Origin of the sequence: Microvirga sp. (assembly GCF_014699075.1) — a bacterium.
Classification (GTDB): Bacteria; Pseudomonadota; Alphaproteobacteria; order Rhizobiales; family Beijerinckiaceae; genus Microvirga.
In genome coordinates this window covers 35,331-53,084 of the sequence record NZ_JACXAB010000014.1, presented here as the reverse complement: position 1 = coordinate 53,084, position 17,754 = coordinate 35,331, and the positions used below count along the sequence as shown (strand labels likewise).

16 protein-coding genes and 1 pseudogene are annotated in these 17,754 nt (G+C 63.9%); 9 read left to right on the top strand and 8 right to left on the bottom strand.

What is annotated here, in order from left to right:
* Window positions 1–291: 291 nt before the first annotated feature.
* On the bottom strand, window positions 292–2,100 hold the full coding sequence (gene aspS, locus IC232_RS18395) for an aspartate--tRNA ligase (RefSeq protein ID WP_190846478.1): 1,809 nt from the start codon (window positions 2,098–2,100) through the stop codon (window positions 292–294).
* Window positions 2,101–3,205: 1,105 nt separating this feature from the next.
* Here aspS and IC232_RS18390 point away from each other — a divergent pair.
* Window positions 3,206–3,382 (top strand): hypothetical protein, encoded by a 177-nt coding sequence (locus tag IC232_RS18390; protein ID WP_190846434.1) that lies wholly within the window; start codon window positions 3,206–3,208, stop codon window positions 3,380–3,382.
* A gap of 113 nt (window positions 3,383–3,495) precedes the next feature.
* On the opposite strand, the gene IC232_RS18385 is transcribed toward IC232_RS18390, so the two are convergent.
* Together IC232_RS18385 and tnpC are read right to left on the bottom strand one after the other, a co-directional pair.
* On the bottom strand, window positions 3,496–3,870 hold the full coding sequence (locus IC232_RS18385) for a tudor domain-containing protein (RefSeq protein WP_190846433.1): 375 nt from the start codon (window positions 3,868–3,870) through the stop codon (window positions 3,496–3,498).
* A 260-nt stretch (window positions 3,871–4,130) separates the two neighbouring features.
* A pseudogene (gene tnpC, locus IC232_RS18380) lies at window positions 4,131–5,401 on the bottom strand (IS66 family transposase).
* Here tnpC and IC232_RS18375 point away from each other — a divergent pair.
* Window positions 5,333–5,512 carry a hypothetical protein gene (locus IC232_RS18375; RefSeq protein WP_190846480.1) on the top strand — a complete coding sequence of 60 codons (180 nt, stop codon included), beginning with the start codon at window positions 5,333–5,335 and terminating at the stop codon, window positions 5,510–5,512. The pseudogene tnpC and the gene IC232_RS18375 overlap by 69 nt on opposite strands.
* 57 nt (window positions 5,513–5,569) lie before the next feature.
* Window positions 5,570–6,448 (top strand): alpha/beta fold hydrolase, encoded by an 879-nt coding sequence (locus IC232_RS18370; protein ID WP_190846432.1) that lies wholly within the window; start codon window positions 5,570–5,572, stop codon window positions 6,446–6,448.
* Here IC232_RS18370 and IC232_RS18365 read toward each other — a convergent pair.
* The gene (locus tag IC232_RS18365) at window positions 6,445–6,879 is read right to left on the bottom strand and encodes a GNAT family N-acetyltransferase (RefSeq protein ID WP_190846431.1); all 435 of its coding nucleotides are present in this window, start codon (window positions 6,877–6,879) and stop codon (window positions 6,445–6,447) included. The genes IC232_RS18370 and IC232_RS18365 overlap by 4 nt on opposite strands.
* Before the next feature lie 138 nt (window positions 6,880–7,017).
* Here IC232_RS18365 and IC232_RS18360 point away from each other — a divergent pair, with 138 nt between their 5' ends.
* The 5 genes from IC232_RS18360 to IC232_RS18340 all read left to right on the top strand — a co-directional run bounded on the left by IC232_RS18360 (window position 7,018) and on the right by IC232_RS18340 (window position 13,168).
* Window positions 7,018–7,641 carry a uridine kinase gene (locus IC232_RS18360; RefSeq protein ID WP_246812277.1) on the top strand — a complete coding sequence of 208 codons (624 nt, stop codon included), beginning with the start codon at window positions 7,018–7,020 and terminating at the stop codon, window positions 7,639–7,641.
* A 239-nt stretch (window positions 7,642–7,880) separates the two neighbouring features.
* Entirely contained in the window at window positions 7,881–8,666 is a 786-nt protein-coding gene (locus tag IC232_RS18355) for a PhzF family phenazine biosynthesis protein (protein ID WP_190846429.1), read from the top strand.
* Between the two features lie 163 nt (window positions 8,667–8,829).
* Window positions 8,830–9,261, top strand: a complete 432-nt coding sequence (locus IC232_RS18350; protein ID WP_312895194.1) for a hypothetical protein — start codon at window positions 8,830–8,832, stop codon at window positions 9,259–9,261.
* 500 nt (window positions 9,262–9,761) lie between these two features.
* Complete coding sequence (locus IC232_RS18345; protein ID WP_190846428.1) at window positions 9,762–11,009, top strand: HlyD family efflux transporter periplasmic adaptor subunit; 1,248 nt, start codon at window positions 9,762–9,764, stop codon at window positions 11,007–11,009.
* On the top strand, window positions 11,006–13,168 hold the full coding sequence (locus IC232_RS18340) for a peptidase domain-containing ABC transporter (RefSeq protein WP_210335417.1): 2,163 nt from the start codon (window positions 11,006–11,008) through the stop codon (window positions 13,166–13,168). Before IC232_RS18345 ends, IC232_RS18340 begins: the two co-directional genes overlap by 4 nt.
* A gap of 124 nt (window positions 13,169–13,292) precedes the next feature.
* Here IC232_RS18340 and IC232_RS32915 read toward each other — a convergent pair whose 3' ends face one another.
* Window positions 13,293–13,415 (bottom strand): hypothetical protein, encoded by a 123-nt coding sequence (locus tag IC232_RS32915; RefSeq protein WP_281413400.1) that lies wholly within the window; start codon window positions 13,413–13,415, stop codon window positions 13,293–13,295.
* Between the two features lie 182 nt (window positions 13,416–13,597).
* On the opposite strand from IC232_RS32915, the gene rnd reads away from it, so the two are divergent.
* Entirely contained in the window at window positions 13,598–14,755 is a 1,158-nt protein-coding gene (rnd, locus tag IC232_RS18335) for a ribonuclease D (protein WP_190846427.1), read from the top strand.
* Between the two features lie 41 nt (window positions 14,756–14,796).
* Here rnd and IC232_RS18330 read toward each other — a convergent pair whose 3' ends face one another.
* The 3 genes from IC232_RS18330 to ppx form a co-directional block, all read right to left on the bottom strand.
* Complete coding sequence (locus IC232_RS18330) at window positions 14,797–15,228, bottom strand: hypothetical protein (protein WP_190846426.1); 432 nt, start codon at window positions 15,226–15,228, stop codon at window positions 14,797–14,799.
* Between the two features lie 461 nt (window positions 15,229–15,689).
* Window positions 15,690–16,178, bottom strand: a complete 489-nt coding sequence (locus IC232_RS18325; RefSeq protein WP_190846475.1) for an NUDIX hydrolase — start codon at window positions 16,176–16,178, stop codon at window positions 15,690–15,692.
* A gap of 55 nt (window positions 16,179–16,233) precedes the next feature.
* The gene (gene ppx / locus IC232_RS18320) at window positions 16,234–17,754 is read right to left on the bottom strand and encodes an exopolyphosphatase (protein WP_190846425.1); all 1,521 of its coding nucleotides are present in this window, start codon (window positions 17,752–17,754) and stop codon (window positions 16,234–16,236) included.

The following is a 17,754-nucleotide window of genomic DNA, read 5'->3' as shown; positions in this document are numbered from 1 at the left end:
GCGCCTCGCTGGGTAGGATTGTTAGGGCCCACCTGTCCCACGTCATCTCCGGACTTGTTCCGGGGATCCCCGTCTTTGCTGTCCACCACTCCGCCCTCATCCTGAGGAGCAGCCGTCAGGCTGCGTCTCGAAGGATCGTCCAGTGTTCTCTGGAGCCTCCTTCGAGACGGTCACTGCGTGACCTCCTCAGGATGAGGGTTGAGAGAAACAAAACGGCCTTGAAACGTGGATGGCCGGGACAAGCCCGGCCATGACAGAGAAGGCGTCAACCAAACGCTCCGAAGAGAATTCCTACTTCTCCGGCAGGTTCAACCGGATGTGCAGCTCGCGCAGCTGCTTGGGCGTCACGTCGGAGGGAGCGCCGAGGAGCAGGTCTTCCGCCTTCTGGTTCATAGGGAAGATGGTGATCTCGCGCAGGTTCTGGGCGCCGCAGAGCAGCATCACGAGGCGGTCCACGCCCGCCGCCATGCCGCCGTGGGGCGGCGCGCCGTACTGGAAGGCGCGGTACATGCCGCCGAACTGCTCCATGACCTCCTTCTCGCCGTAGCCGGCGATCTCGAAGGCCTTCACCATCCGGTCGGGACGGTGGTTGCGGATCGAGCCCGACGCCATCTCGTAGCCGTTGCAGACCAGGTCGTACTGGAAGGCCGTGATCTTGAGGATCGTGTCCTTGTCGGTCGGGTCGAGCGCCATGAAGGCATCGTGGTCGAGGTTCGCCATGGAGAACGGGTTGTGGGAGAAGTCGATCTTCTTCTCGTCCTCGTTCCACTCGTATTGCGGGAAGTCGACGATCCAGCAGAACGCGAACCGGTCCTTGTCGGTGAGCCCCAGCTCGTCGCCGATGCGGGTGCGCGCCTTGCCGGCGAGAGACGCCGCCTTGTCCTCAGTGCCGGCCGAGAAGAACACCGCGTCGCCCGCCTTGATGCCGGCCTTCTCGCGGATGACGGCCTGGGCGGCCTCCGGAATGAACTTGGCGATCGGCCCCTTTGCGACGATCTGGCCGCCCTCTTCCTCGAACACGATGTAGCCAAGGCCAGGCGCGCCTTCCGTGCGGGCCCAGTCGTTGAGCTTGTCGAAGAAGGAGCGCGGCTGCGAGGCGGCGCCCGTGGCCGGAATGGCGCGCACGACGCCGCCGGACTTGATCACGTTCTTGAACGCGTTGAAGGTCACGTCCTCACGCTCGAACACCTCCGACACGTCGGCGATGATCAGCGGGTTGCGCAGATCAGGCTTGTCGTTGCCGTATTTCAGCATAGACTCGAAATACGGGATGCGCGGGAAGGTCTCGGTGACCGGCTTGCCGTCCGCGAACTCCTTGAACGTATCGCGGATCACCGGCTCCATGGTTTGGAAGATGTCTTCCTGGGTGACGAAGCTCATCTCCACGTCGAGCTGGTAGAACTCGCCCGGCAGGCGGTCGGCACGCGGGTCCTCGTCGCGGAAGCAGGGGGCGAGCTGGAAGTACCGGTCGAAGCCGGAGATCATGATCAGCTGCTTGAACTGCTGCGGGGCCTGCGGCAGCGCATAGAACTTGCCGGGATGGATGCGCGACGGCACCAGGAAGTCGCGCGCGCCCTCAGGGCTTGAGGCCGTGAGAATAGGCGTCGTGAACTCGAAGAAGCCGCTGTTCTGCATGCGGGTGCGGAGCGAGTTGATGATCGCGCCGCGCTTCATGATGTTGTTGTGCAGCTTCTCGCGGCGCAGATCCAGGTACCGGTAGGTAAGACGGGTCTCCTCCGGATATTCCTGATCGCCGAAGACCGGCATCGGCAGCTCGGCCGCCGGGCCCAGCACCTCGATGTCGGTGATATAGACCTCGATCATGCCCGTGGGCAGCTCCGGGTTCTCCGTGCCGGCCGGGCGCTTGCGCACCTTGCCGTCCACCCGGATCACCCACTCGGACCGCGCCGTCTCGGCCATCTTGAAGGCAGGCGAATCCGGATCGATCACGCACTGGGTCATGCCGTAATGGTCGCGCAGGTCGATGAACAGCACGCCACCATGGTCGCGGATGCGGTGGCACCAGCCGGACAGGCGGGCGACCCCGCCGACATCGGATTCGCGGAGCGCGCCGCAGGTGTGGGAACGGTAACGGTGCATGGAGGCGGACATGGACAAAAGCCTGCTGGTTCGGTTTGAGGCGCAACATCCATGGGAGGCCGGGGAAGTCAAGGCGGAAGGCTGAAATCGGGCCTGCACGGAGGAGATCGAAGAGAGTGCCAAATGTTCATTCCCTCCCACTTGTGGGGAGGGGCAAGGGGTGGGGGTGTGAGCGCTGAGCTGGATCAGCGTAGCGCTGATACCCCCACCTCCAACTCCTCCCCACAAGGGGGAGGAGAGCCAGGGCAGCGCTCGAATGTGAGGTATCGCTCCCTCCCCTGGTCGGGGTGGCGACTGTGGGCTTTGTTGTGGCTTGTCTCAGGCGATCGAAGGGAAGCGCGGGAGGCAAGGCTGCTTCGCTGCACTCCGGTGGAGCGGGCGAAGGATCGGGTCGGGACGGGATATCCGCCCGGACGGGAAGCACCTTGGCCTCCCGCGCACGGCTTTTCGACCCTGAGCCCCGCGCTCCGGCGGGATCAGGGACGAACCCTCAGACCCGCTTCACGGCGCATCCTGTGTGCAGCCCTTGATGCAACGATCCTCGGGCTGGCGAGGCTTGGAAGATCGGTAACGCCAGCCTGCCCGAACGGGCGAAACGTCCCATGCTCTCCACTCAGAGCCCTGGCATGTGGGACCAGCGTCTTGTCCCGCAGCGGCCAGAACCGCATCCCGCCTCCACAACCGACGCCTCGGGCGCGTCCCTGGCGAGGCAGGACGGCACCAGCTATAGCCAAGGTTAGGACGATTGTCAAGAACAAATAGAGAACAAAACTTTATAGCTGCTGACCGGAGTTCAGTCGCCGAATCCTGCAGGACCTCTGCCCCGCGCTTGGCTTTGTGCTTTCTCTGCCTTGCTGCTTTAGCTGAGCCCGCACGCCTGTTCAGCAAGCGGCAGGGATGTTTACAGTACGTCAAAGATCTGCTTATCAAGCAAGGTTCAGATTTGTAGTGTTCACTCCCACAGTTTTGTCTCACCTAAGGCCTGCTCTCTGCTTTGCTTAGAGTTCGGGAGGACGGGACTTGCTCATCTTGTGGCGGTCGCAACAGCGCACCAGATCTTGCTCGCTAACCTAGGGGGAACCGAATGCAGAAAGATTGGGATCGAATGTCCACCGAAGAGAAGCTTGACCACCTCAAGGCATTGGTTGAGAGGCTTCTCGAGTTGTCGGAGCGGAATGATAGGGCTCACATTCAGATTCATGAGGGCATCAGTAAGGCCTTTGATCAGATCGAGGACCTAAAGAAGGACGTCGCCAACTCCAAAGACGGCGGGACGTTCTAACTCTACCTCAACAGCCCCAGCGTCTCAGCAATGCCCTCTTCTACGTAGAGGTTGGGGCGCCAATCCGGAAGGCGATCCTGGCGAAGGCACGTCACCTTCGCCAGCCCAGTCGATCACTGAGAGCGGCAGCGGCCCGTCTTGGTTGTCTCGCGGTCGCCGTCATCATAGTTGATGCCGATAGTCTCGCCACCCAGTGACGCGATCTTCCCAGGATACCACTTTCCAGCGCCCTTGAAGTTGCACTCAACGCGACCGCCGATAGCCCAATTGTACGGCCTGACCGCACTGACGGAGAGGGTCTCCCGATCACCGTCGTCGTAAGCCACGGTGATGTTCTCACCGGATACGGCTTGAATGACGCCAGGATACCAGTAACCACCGCCCTTGTACTTGGCGAGAACCCAGTCACCCTTGGATTGAGCGTGAGCCGAGCCCATGCCGGCGATCAGACCCATCACGATGAGCCCGAGCTTATAAGAATTCTTCATAGTATACTGCCCCCAGCAAGGCCGCAGAAGCGCGGCCAAGATATCGGGTATAGGAACCTAACGTGAAGTTCAACGACGTTCGGGAACGTGGGCGCCTTACTGTGACTGATACTTAACACTTCAAGTACAGCCCAACGTTAGCCTCACGCTAATCTGACGCTCATCTGCCCCTGTTTGTACCTGCAAAACAGATTCCGTCTCAACATCACGCAGCTATGTTTCTTCTATGTAATTACCCACGCGCGGTTTCGCACTGAGGTTCAGGCGGACACAGTCTGAAGGATTGTGTTGAACGCATTGGTTCCCGGACCGAGGCGAGCCGTGTCAACGACCGTGCGTATGTCCGCCTCGCCCTCGGCGGCCCACATGGCCCGGTAGCCATTGGTCACCTTGCGCTGAATGACGGCGGGTCTGAGGGCGCGCTCGCAGGCATTGTTCGTCGCGTCAACCATGCCGGGCCAGTGGGCAAAGGTCAGAAGCTGATCGCGGGCACGCCGGAACTTGGTCTGCAGGTCGCGGGCCAGATCGCAGGAGGTCGGCGCGGCCAGGATCGCGTCCAGACTTCGCTCCAGGGCCCGGCGCTTGCGGGCCAGGGTCGAGGCGGCAAGCGTTCCGACCCCCTCCGCCAGGGCAAAGGCCCGGTGCAGCCACAGCTGGAGGCGGGAGGGCAGGACATCCTCGCTTGCCTCATCGGCATAGGCGACGTCGCGGGCGAGATGAGCCAGACAGGTCTGGTGGGCTTCGGCATGGCCCTGTTGCGCGCTATAGCGGTCGGAACACCAGACCGCGGGCCGGTGCCCGTCCATCACGGTCCGGACCACGATGGCGCCCCGGGTCGGGGAAGCGTGATGGACCACCGCCGCGGCGCAGCGAAACACCCAATGATAGGCGTTGGAGCCCTCAATCCGGACGCCGGTCTCGTCCGATGCGACGACCGCAGCTTGGCGCAGCGCTGCCACCGCCTTTGCCCGGCCCTCGGCAAAGCGCCCCTGGGCCCGCTGCAGCAGGTTCATCAGCCCGCCCTGGCTGATCGTGAGACTGAAGAGGTCGGCCAACGCGGCTTGCAGCCGTTCATAGGACAGGGCCTGGAAGGTCTTGAGATAGGTGGCCACGGCGTGCAGCCGCGGCCCGAACGGCGTCCCCTTTGCGGCGTCCGGCACGGGGGCGACGGCCCGCTTGCCGCAGGCGGGGCAGCGCACCGCCAGGCGCCAATGTTGGGTGACATGGGGCAATCGATCTGCTCGTGGATGCTGATCGTCTCCCCCGGCCAATCCGCCATCAGGACAGCCGAACAGCACGAGCACTGGTCAGGACGATGCTCGACCACCTCATCGGGCGTGGCGCTGATGATCCGGCTGTGGCCTTCATGGCCCGGCTTGGCACCGCCGGGCTTGGCCTGATCCCGACGCTGCTTGCGATCGGTCGAGGGCGGCTTTGAGGACGTGCGCGAGGTCTTCTGCGGATGCTGCATCCGCAGCACCAACTCAATCAGCTCTTCCTTCGTCAGGCGCTGCAAATCAGTGCGATCCATCTCCCCATGGATTCAGGAATTGCCCCTGCTGACAAGGGCGTGGGCAATTACTCTTCTATCGGTCTTGAATCAACGTCTGCATCTCATCAGCAGTTGATGCTGTGGGGCTGAACCAACCGCAACTCAAGGGCGTTCGGAATCTTGTTGGACGGGCACGAGGGGGCGTCAATGGAAGCCAACACGATCGTGAAGCATCGCTGGGCCGACCTTGATGGCCTCAGGATCTTTTATCGGGAAGCGGGTCCGCAGGACGCGCCTGCGATTCTGTTGCCCCACGGCTATCCCTGCTCATCCTATGAATTCCGCAACCTCATGCCTCTTCTGGCGGACCGATGGAGGCTGGTTGCACCGGATTTCCCCGGCTGTGGATACAGCGACACGCCCGAGGCCTTTGCCTATGATTTCGACGGCTATGCGGATTTTCTGGACCGCTTCGTAACGCATCTCGGGATCAAGCGCTTTGCGCTGTATCTCCACGATTTCGGCTCTCAGGTCGGTCTGCGGCTGGCGATCAGGCAGCCTGAGAGGATCAGCGCGCTCATTATTCAGAACGGCGATATCTACGAGGACCAGTTGGGCCCCAAGTATGCGCCGCTTCAGGAGTATTTCCGCGACCCTACACCGGAACGACGCGCCCAGTTGGGTGAGGCGGTGAGCGAGGAAGGATTCCAGGACGAGTTTTTGAACGATGTCCGCCCTGATATCGCGGAGCGGATTCCGCCCGATCTCTGGAAGCTGCATTGGTCCCTGATCACGGACCGGCGTCGCGAGATCATCGTCGACATCATTGCCGGACTGAAGGACAACCTCGCCTGGTTTCCCCACTATCAGACCTATCTGCGCGAACACCAGCCGCCGACCCTGATCGTCTGGGGTCCGCAGGACGGCTACATGCCAGAGGGCTCGGCACGGGCCTATCTGCGGGATCTGCCGAATGCCGAATTACACCTTCTCGACGGCGGGCACTGGCTTCTGGAGACGAACCTGCAGGAGGCCGCGACGCTGATACGCGGCTTCCTGCTCCGGGCTGGAGAGCAATCGGATTAGCGTTCGATCACGCCCTCACCCCAGCTCTTGGCCATCCAGATCCGGTCGTGGCCGGGCGGGCGATCCTTCAGGCGGCCGATCTCCGCATAGCCCTGCTTGCGATAGAAGTTCTCCGCCTGAAACGTTGACGTGGTCAGCTGCGCCCCGATGGCCCCGTGCATCCGGGCGGCCTCCTCGGCCATGCTCAGCAGGCGGGCGCCATAGCCTTGCCCGCGCAAGGCCTCGTCGACCCAGAAATGGTCCACCTGCAGCCAGAAGAGCGCGATGACGCCCCGGATGCCGCCCCGCACCCGGTCGTCATCGTCCCGCAGGAGCAGGGTCAGAGGCATCATGGGCAGAGCGCCGGTCTTCTCGATGACGTGAGCGCGCAAGCCGGCGGTGACGTCGGCGGCACCCGGCGGGGTGGCTTCTTCAAGGATTTCGATCTGCATACGGGTGCCTTGCGAATTTGGCGCTGCCAGTGCAGTGCCGTCTCATCAGCGTTATGCAATATTGATGCTTCAACCAAGAGCGCTGAAGACGCTGTCTGAACCAAGCTGCGAGGTGGAATGTCGTCCAGGACAGAGCTATTGGAGCAGGTCGCATACAAGATCGCCTCGCTCGGTGAGCGTGGAATCGTTGCAGTCGATGGGGTCGACGGGTCGGGAAAGACCCGCTTTGCCGACGAGCTTGTACCGGTGATCAAGCGGCATGGGCGGCCCGTCATTCGAGCAAGCATCGATGGATTTCACAACCCAAGGGCCATCCGCTACCGGCGCGGCAAGGGTGACCCCGAAGGCTTCTTCCGCGACTCCTATAATTATGACGCTTTGCGCCGGCATCTCATCGACCCGTTCCGCCAAGGAGCGGCATGGGTGGACGTTGCACGCTTCGACCATAAGGCCGACCGTGACGCTGTTTCGACCCGGAAGGCAGAGCCTTCGTCCGTGCTGCTGCTGGACGGCATCTTTCTTCATCGGGACGAGTTGTGCGACCTCTGGGACTACAGCATTTTTCTCGCCGTGCCATTCGCGGTATCCTATGCGCGGATAGCTCAGAGAGACGGCTCCAATCCCGATCCGTCGGCACCGGAAGACCGCCGCTACTATGAAGGCCAGACACTCTATCTTCAGACCTGCCAGCCGCAAAAGCGGGCAACGGCAATCATCGACAATTCCCGCCTGGAAGCGCCCCGTCTTGTTAGCGCGCACTGACGAAGATCGCAGCTGCATCATCTTCCCTACGTGAATTGGCTTCTTTAAGAACTTCGATCTGCAAGGAGTTGCCTCGGGTCTGGGCAGTGCTGTTGCAGCCTGTCTAAGCAATCGCACGCCTTCGATAGAGGGACTCGACTGCAGCCGGCTCTCGCCCGGCAAAGAGATATCCTCAGATTCCGAAGAGGGAAAAGACTGCAATCGTTGCAGCCTTTCCCCAGCATTGATAAGCCAGCCGCATGCGTGCGCCCGTTTTCCAGGTCGATGCTTTCACCAGCCGCCGGTTCAGCGGGAATCCGGCTGCGGTCGTCGTGTTGGACCGGTTCCCGCCCGAGGACGTGCTGCAGGCTGTTGCGGCGGAAAACAACCTTCCGGAAACCGCCTTTCTGGTGGCCGACAACGGCGACTATAACATCCGCTGGTTTACGCCGACGGTCGAGGTGCCGCTTTGCGGCCACGCAACGTTAGCGAGCGCGGCGGTCGTCATGGAGCGCCTCGAGCCTGGGCGCGAGGTGGTCGTGTTCCATTCTGCGAGCGGCCCGCTCACGGTTCGCCGGTCCGGCACAGGTTATGTCATGGATTTTCCAAGGCGAACCCTGGAGCTCGTGGCGACGCCGCCGGAGCTTCCGTCGGCCCTGGGCGCAACCCCGGACGAGGTGGTGTGGGACGGCTCCAACTTCCTGGCCCGGCTCGCGACGGCCGAGATCGTCCGCAACCTCGATCCCGATCTGGCGGCGATCGCAAGGCTGGCCCGCTCGGGCGTGATCGTGACGGCGGCGGGCGACAAGGGCTTCGATTTCGTGACCCGCTACTTCGCGCCCGCCAAGGGCATTCCTGAAGATCCCGTGACGGGCGGGGCCCATTGCGGCCTGGCGCCGTTCTGGGCGGAGAAGCTGAACAAGACTGCCTTCAGGGCGTTTCAGGCCTCGCGGCGCGGCGGGGAAATCGTCTGCCGCCTCGTCGGCAACCGGGTTGAGCTCGAGGGAGCCTGCGTCTTCTACCTGGAAGGGACAGTGGAGTTCTGACCATGTCTTCGGTCATCCCGCTGTCGTCAAAGCCTTGGTCAACGCCGGATGCAGCGTCCGCGATCTGTAATGGCCGGCACAGCATCCTTGAGCCGCATTTTCCTCTTAGTTTTCCCTGGAAATTTCAGGCTTTTCGAGCCCCGATTTCCTTGAAGAACAAAGGGTGAAACCCCATATTGTCCCTATGGTTACCACCCTTGCAACATCCCTGTTGAGGCCGGCCCGGAACGCTCCTGTCGAGGAGCGGATCGAGGGCAATTGGCACGTCTATCCGCTGGAGGCGGCGCTGGAGCTTGACTATGTGGACCAAGCCGGCAATGCCACCCGGCGCTGGGTGCTGGCGCGCGAGTTGAAGGTGGGTCCGGGCAAGATGCTCCTGGGCGGCATCGACATCCTCACCGAGGACGGTTATCGCGGCTTCCGCGTCGACCGGATCCGGCGCCTCGAGGATGCGGAGACCGGCCTTGAGGTCGAGCACAACATCCTCGACTGGCTCATGAAGCTCGCCGAGCGACAGGTCCGCGCCCGACGCAAGGCCGCTAAGCGCTTCACCATGCCTAGTTCCGGCGCACCGGTTGAGGATCCGATCAGCTAAACGACAACGGCGCCTGCACAGGCGCCGTTGATAGTCGAGCTTGCAGCCTCTGCTTGCGGACCTATCAACCAGATAAATCTTGGGTGCCTAGGCCGCGCGCATCCGCAATATGTCAGAGGATCATGGCTTCTTCGGCGGGCTCTTCGGTTGCGATTGCCGCTTGCTATTGAGAGCATCATACGCGTCCATGAAATAGTCACCGGGTTGCCCACCGTAGACTCTCGCGCAGTTGCGCGCCCAATTCCATAGCTCCGAACTGTTCTGGCTCGGCGGCCGCTCGCACTTCTTCCCCCCCAGCCACGAGGCCGAGGTTCTCTTCGCTCAGAACTTGAATATTCGACATTGTTGCTCCCCCAGATGCTGCCCAGGTCACGTTGGAAACGGGCATCTATGTGATACAATGTAACATTGAATGGGGAGTCAAGATCGCGCGTGCCGCTTGTCGGGCAGACATATACTATGTAACAATACTCTGATCATAGCCGGACTTCAGTGTTGCGTTGACCCAATCCCTGTTCAGATCGCAAGCGCTTGAAGCGGCTACCTCCACGGCGGCCACCGGGTCTCCGCCGATCACCCCTTTTTCATGGCACCTGCTCGGCGGCTTCATCACCGCCGTCGTGGGGCTTGTTCTCGTCTTCATCGCTACCGCCGAATATGCCCGCAAGGAAACGGCCGTCGGGTCATTAGTGGCCAGCGGCGGGGCCGTGCGCGTGGCGGCCATGCGCGGCGGGGTGGTGGCCGACCTGAAGGTGGCGGAAGGCGACCGGGTCGGCGCCGGGCAGCCCCTCTTCACGGTCTCGTCCCAGCAGCAGTTGGAGGCCGGCGGCACCCTCGACCGGGCGGTGCTCGCGTCCTTGGAGACCCAGGTCGCGGTCCTGAAGGAGCAGATTGCTTTCGATCCCGACCGGGTCGCCATGGAGCGGCACCGGCTCGATACCGCCATCGCGTCGGTGCGGGCCGAGCGCGAGGCGCTGCTGGCCCAGCGCGAGATCATGGCGGCGCGCGTGCAGGCACCCGCCGAGCGGCAGCGCACCTTCACCGGTCTGGTGGAGCGCGGAAGCGTCACCCGCGCGGCCCTCCAGAAACTGGAAGAAGCGCACCTGTCCCGGCGCCAGTCCCTGGCGGATCTCGACCGGCAGGTTGCCGCCATCGAGAAGGAGCTGGGCCAGGTTCAGCTCCAGCGCGAGCAGCTGCCGGTTCAGCAGGCGGAGCGCCTGGCCGGGTGGCGGCTCAGCCTCGCCGACCGGGAGCGCCAGCAGGCGGAAGTTCGGGCGCAGGGCGCCCAGGTGATCACGGCGCCGGTCTCCGGCAAGGTCACGGCCCTGCAGATCAGGGCCGGCCAGGTGGGCGATCCCAACCGCCCTCTCCTCACCCTCCTGCCCGACGGGCCGGGGCTCAAGGCCGAGGTCTATGTGCCGAGCCGGGCCATCGGCTTCGTGGCCCCCGGCCAGGCCGTGCGCCTGATGGTGGACGCCTTCCCGTTCCAGCGCTTCGGCACCGTGAGCGGCACGGTCGAAACCGTATCCCAGGCGGTGCTCGCCCCCGGCGACGTGCTCGGGCGTATGGTGCTCACCGAGCCCGCCTACAGGGCGACGGTGCGGCTCGATCGGCAGAGCATCGACGCCTTCGGCCAGCCGGTCGATCTCCAGCCCGACATGACCCTCAAGGCCGACATCATCCTGGAGGGCCGTTCCCTCACCGCCTGGCTGTTCGAGCCGATCCTCAGCGTGAGGGGGCGGATGTGAAGCTCTCGAGCCACCTCGACTTTTTCGGCGGGCCGCGCCTGCCGGCCATCATGCAGTCGGAAGCCGCCGAATGCGGCCTTGCCTGCCTTGCCATGGTGGCGACCTATCACGGCCGCGAGGTGGATCTGGTGGCCCTGCGCCGCCTGTTCTCCATCTCGCTCAAGGGCGTGACCCTCAAGGACGTGCTGGTCATGGCCCAGCGCCTCGGCATAACCGGACGGGGCCTGCGGCTCGAGCCCGAGCAGCTGGGCGAGATCAAGCTGCCCTGCATCCTGCACTGGGACATGAACCATTTCGTGGAGCTGAAAGAGGTCGGCGCCCGCAGGATCACGATCCACGATCCTGCCGTGGGCGTGCGCACCCTCACCCTGGAGGAGGCCGGGCGCCATTTCACCGGCATCGCCCTGGAGCTTACTCCCACCGGCACCTTCGAGCGCAGGAAGGAAACCTCGCGCCTGAGCCTCACGGCCCTCTGGGGGCGCATGCCGGGGATCAAGCGGGCGCTGGGTCAGGCGCTGCTTCTGTCGGCGGTTCTGCAGCTGGTGGTGCTCGCCACTCCCTTCTACATGCAGCTCGCCGTCGACGAGGCGGTGCTGAAGGGCGACGGAGGACTTCTGACCGCACTCGCTCTCGGCTTCGGGCTGCTCACGCTCATCCATATCGGAGCCGACTGGCTGCGCTCCCATGTGCTGCTGTTCTTGAGCGGCGCTCTGAATTTCCAGATGGGCGCGAACCTCTTCCACCATCTCGTGCGCCTGCCGCTCGCCTGGTTCGAGAAGCGGCATACCGGCGATCTCGTCTCGCGCTTCCGCTCGGCCGAGCCGATCCAGCGCCTCGTGTCCGAAGGCCTGGTGGCGGCGCTCGTCGACGGGGTGATGGCGACGCTGACCCTGGTGATGATCCTGATCTACAGCCCCAAGCTGTCGGGCATCGTGCTCGCGGCGCTGGTCCTCTACGGGCTTCTGCGCTTTGCCCTCTACCGCGCCTTGCGCCAGCGCCAGGAAGAGATGATCGAGGCCTCCGCCAAGGAGCAGACCACCTTCATCGAGACGGCCCGCGCGATCCAAAGCATCAAGATCTTCGGGCGTGAGGCCGACCGGGCAGCCCTGTGGCAGAACCGCTATGCGGACGAGATCAGCCGGGGCATCCGGCACGGCCGCTTCACCATCGGGTTCAAGACGGCAAACGACCTGATCTACGGCCTCGAGAACGTGCTCGTGGTCTATCTCGGCGCCAGGGCCATCATGGGCAACGAGCTTACCATCGGCATGCTCTATGCCTTCATGGCCTACAAGGAGCAGTTCCTCTCCAAGGCCACCAACCTCATCGAGACCGGCATCCAGTACCGGATGCTCGACCTGCACCTGGACCGCCTCTCCGACATCGCACTGGCCGAACGGGAACAGGACCGGCACGGGGAGAGCCTGATCGCCCGCGAGGTGAAAGGCGCGGTGGAGCTGAAAGGGGTGAGCTTCCGCTATGCCGACACCGAGCCGGAGGTTCTGTCCGGCGTGGACCTGAAGGTCGAGGCCGGCGAGTTCGTGGCCGTCACGGGTCCGTCCGGCGGCGGCAAGACAACGCTGCTCAAGATCATGCTCGGCCTGTTCAAGCCGCTGGAGGGCACGGTGCTGATCGACGGCACGCCCATCACGCATGTGGGCACCCAGGCCTTCCGCTCGCAGGTGGGCGTGGTGATGCAGGACGACCAGCTGCTCTCAGGGAGCATTGCCGAGAACATCTGCTTCTTCGACGCCTCGCTCGATCTCGACTGGATGCGCGCCTGCGCGGACGTGGCCGGCATCGACGCCGAGATCATGGCCATGCCCATGAACTACAACACGCTCATCGGCGACATGGGCACCACCCTGTCGGGCGGGCAGCGGCAGCGGGTGTTGCTGGCCCGCGCGCTCTACCGCCGCCCGCGCATCCTGTTCATGGACGAGGGCACGTCGAGCCTCGACCTCGACAAGGAGCGGGAGGTGAACCGGGCGCTCGCGGAGTTGAAGATCACCCGCATCGTCATCGCCCACCGGCCGGAGACGATCCGCGCGGCGGACCGGATCGTGGTGCTGCGCGAGGGCCGGGTCTCCCCGCCCATAGACGGCGATACGCTGGCCTTCACGGAAGCGGCCCGGCACAATCTGGGCACGCGGGCCTGAGCCGCGCGGGCAACGAAAAAGGCGCGGCTTTCGACAAGCCGCGCCCTTGCGCCTGACAAACCGGTTCAGCTCAGGAGGAGGTTTCGGCCGAAGCCTGCGCACTCCCTTGCACCGATCGGATTGATCAGGAGGTGGTTGAATAGACAATAATGCGGCGGCCGCCTGCAGCCGAAGCGAGTTCCTTCTCGCTCAGCTCGACGATCACCTTGTTATTCTTCTTGTCAGCCTTGGTCTGTGTCTTCTTCATGAAGACCTCCCCCAGTTTCAGGTGGCTTTTGAGCACCAATCCTGGCCGTTGCGCCGGTGATACAACATAACAATAAAGTGGGCATGCATGTCAATTGGCGAGGTTTTACCAAGTCTTAACCAAGGGTCAGCTCTGTGGATGGCGGACTCGCGGGCGCTTTGCAGATGGGTTATGAACGCTCCATGGACCTGATCACCTCCACAGACGCCCTGGCCTCCGCCTGCAGCCGCCTCAGCCAGCATCCGTTCGTCACCGTCGACACGGAATTCCTGCGCGAGACCACCTATTACCCCAAGCTCTGCCTGATCCAGATGGCGGGCCCCGATCCCGCTGACGCGGTCCTGATCGACCCGCTCGCCGAGGGCATGAGCCTGGACCCGTTCATGGCCCTCATGGCCAACAGGAACGTCGTCAAGGTCTTCCACTCGGCCCGGCAGGACCTGGAGATCATCTGGAATCTCGGCGGCATCGTGCCCGAGCCCCTGTTCGACACCCAGGTGGCCGCCATGGTGTGCGGCTACGGGGACTCGGTGTCCTACGAGCAGCTGAGCAACGATCTCGCCAAGGCGAAGATCGACAAGTCCTCCCGCTTCACCGACTGGTCGCGCCGCCCCTTGAGCGACGCCCAGCTCACCTATGCCCTGTCCGACGTCACCCATCTGGTGAAGGTCTATGAGGCGCTGGTGAGCCAGCTGCAGGCGAACGGCCGCCTCGAGTGGCTCGGCGAGGAGATGTCGATCCTCACGTCGCCCGAGACCTATCAGGCGGATCCGGACAATGCCTGGCGCCGCCTCGCCGGCCGCCTGCGAAAGCAGAAGGAGATCGCCATCCTGATGGAGATCGCCGCCTGGCGCGAGCGCGAGGCTCAGGCGCGCGACGTGCCGCGCGGGCGCATCCTCAAGGACGACGCGGTGATCGACATCGCCACCTCGGCGCCGCGCAGCGTGGAGGCCCTCGGGCGCCTGCGGACCATTCCCAACGGGTTTGAGCGCTCCCGCACGGGCGGCGAAATCCTGGAGGCGGTGGAGCGCGCGCTCGCCCGCGATCCGGCCACGATCCCCATGCCGGAGCGCAGCCGCGGCCGCAACAGCACCGGCTCCGTGGTGGACCTGCTGAAGGTCCTGCTCAAGGCCGTGGCCGAGCAGGAGGGCGTCGCACCGAAGATCATCGCCACCGTCGAGGAGCTGGAGGCCATCGCGGAAAGCGACGACGCAGACGTCCCCTCCCTCCACGGCTGGCGCCGAAAGCTCTTCGGCGACAAGGCGCTGGCGCTCAAGAACGGGCAGCTCGGGATGGTGCTGGAACGCGGGCGGGTAAAGCTGCGGGAGATCGCAGGCTGAAGCCGCTCAACAGAGATTTGAACACATCAGCCTGCGCCCGATTAGCAGGGTGACTGACCTCGCTGGATGGCGCCGATCGAGCGCTGGAGCACGGACACGACCGCCACCCCCTCGCCTTGCTGAACAACCTGGACGATGTGGCCGGTATCATTCTCGCGGGAAGCGGGCAGGATATTGATGTTGGCATACCGCTCAGCGTTCTTCGGGTCTTTCAGTGCCAACTGAAGTGCCTTTTCACGAGCATCCGGGTATGCCGTCAAAGGTGCGGATCTCAAACCGGTGAATGCAGGATCCTTGTCGATCCAGCAGGCGGAGACCGCCATTGCAATCCGGTTTGCGATCTCAGTCTTCGTCGGCTGTGACGCATACTCCATAGCGACGACACTTCGATATGCGCCGCCGGCAGGAACGGATTGGCATGAGGCTAAAGCTAAGGCTGCAGTGGCAGCCGCAGCGCAGAACACTAAGCGCATTGTTCCCTCATCTCCTTAGGTAAGGTTATCGAGCAACTAAGCGAGCGGATCTAAATTTCAATATATCGTACCAAGCTGACATGCCTTGGTGGGGAGATCCGGGGCGAGAAGGTGCTGGCGCTCAGGCAAGCGCAGTTCGGGCTGCTGCTTGGGCGCGGGCCGGTAAACCGAGAAGGATTGCAGCGTCCGGACGCGGAGCTGGGCATCCGATCCTCTCGCACCCGTCTCGCCGTTCGCTCGGTGGTGCCGCCCCACCACGCTGTCATCCCCGCGCAGGCGGGGATCCATAACCACGACGTCTCAGGAAGAGACGAGCAGCCGTTGGCCTCTTTCTGCATCGTCAACGGTTATGGCTTCCGGGTTCCGCTACGCGGCCCCGGAATGACGGGGGAGGATGTGAGGCTGGAAACGTGGATGCCCGGAACAAGTCCGGGCATGACGGCAAGGGAGCTGAAAATCGTTCAGAGAACCCCCTTCAGCCACAGCATTCCCAGCGCCGCGACCGTCGTCGCATCCTTGATCACCCCTTCGGTAATCATCGCCAACACTTCCTCAACCGAGAACGCGCGGCTCACCATGTCCTGCTCGGTTGGCTCGCGCTGCGCTTCACCAAGATGAAGCCCCTGCGCGAGATAGATGTGGTAGCCTTGGGTCGAGTAGCCGTAGCACTCGAACAGATGGCCCACATGGATCATGCTTTCCGCAGTCAGCCCCGTCTCCTCCCGCAGTTCGGCGCGGGCGAGTTCCAGCGGATCGGTGCCGGGCGCATCTTCCCATGAGCCCTGCGGCAGCTCCCAGTAGCGGCCCTGCACCGGGTAGCGATACTGCTCCACCAGATGGATCAGGCCGTGGTCGAGAGGCACGATGACGGCGAAATCCGTCTTCTCGACGACCCCATAGATGCCGGGCGAGCCATCCTGCCGCTCGATGGTGTCCTCGCGGACGCGCATCCAGCGGTTCTCGTAGACGATGCGCGAGGCCTTGGTCTTGATCTCGGCCACCGCGTCACACGATCTCGATCAGTGTTTCCATGTTCAGGAGCTTGCCCAGGCCCCGCAGGCGGCCCCTCAGGCGTTCATTGGCGAGGGGCTCCAGATGGGCCGGCAGCTGCAGCACAATCTGGCTGCCCCGGGCGAGCAGGGGCACCTGGGGCAGAACGCCCTCCATGGCAACCGAGACCGGATACGCCACGCGCATCAGCGCCGCGAGCAGGCGGGCGCGTTCCATGAGGCGCGGGCCGGCGAGCGTCTTGATGCGGGACCCCACCTTGTCCGGCGAGAGCCCCTCGTGCCGGAAGAAGATCGACAATGCCAGATAGGCGCGGCCCGGATGGTCGAGCCCGGCGAAGGCCCCATAGGCGATGAGGTTGAGGCTCTGCTCGCCCCGGTAATCGGGATGGGCGCGCCAGCCGATATCGGCGAGCAGGCAGGCCGCACGGCGCAGGCGGATGTCGTCATCCGTCTCCGGCAGGCCGAGGCTGCGGATGAAGGCTTCCGTCCACGCGCACAGCTCCTCGCCATGGCGCGGCGAGCGGGAGCGCAGGAGGTTGAGGTCGCTGGCGGCCGCGATGAGCGGATCGCGCTCGCGCGTCTGCGCGTCGAGCTTGTCGAACAGCACGCCCTCGCGGACGCCGAAGGCGGAAATCGCCACCTCCTTCGGCTCGCCGAGACGGATGATTTCTTCCAGCACCATGGCCCCGTAGGCGAGCAGCGGGCGGCGTGCCTCCGAGATGCTCTCGATGTCCTTGAGGGTCTTGGAATCGGCCTCCTCCACGAGATGCAGGAAGTCGAGACCATCCTCGGGATCGAGGATGTAGCCGTGCATCACGTGGAGCGGGTAATCGTGCGCCGCCTGATGCAGCTTGGCGAGGGCGCGCCATGTGCCGCCCACTGCATAGAAGGTGCGGCCATGCAGGTTTTCGAGATATTCGGGTGCGCGTTCAAGAGCTTCGCGCACGATCTTCTGGGCCTTCTTCAACGAGCCGCCGCTGACGTCCAGCAGGGCGAGGCCGCCGAGCGGCATGGTGATGCCCTGCCCCACCTGCGAGCCGCGCACGTCCACCAGCTCCAGGCTGCCGCCGCCCATGTCGCCGACGATGCCGTCCGGATCATGGAAGCCGGCGATGACGCCGAGCGCCGAGGCCCGCGCCTCCTCGGCGCCGGACAACAGGCTGATCGGCTGTCCGCAGGCTTTCGCCGCAGCCTCCAGGAAGGCAGGACCGTTGGAAGCGTCGCGCGCGGCCGCGGTGGCCAGCACGAAGATGTCGGACACGTTCATCGTGTCGCAGAGAACCCGGAACCGCGCGAGCGCCCGCAGGGCACGGTCCACGGCTTCCTCGTCGAGGCGGCCTGTGGTGGCCACATGACGGCCGAGGCCGCAGAGAACCTTCTCGTTGTAGATCGGCGTGACGGCCCGCGACAGGCCCTCATAGGCCACGAGGCGCACGGAGTTCGACCCGATGTCGATGATCGCCACCGGGCGGCCGAGCTTGAGCCGCCCCGGAGCCTCATGGCTGAGCGCCGGCAT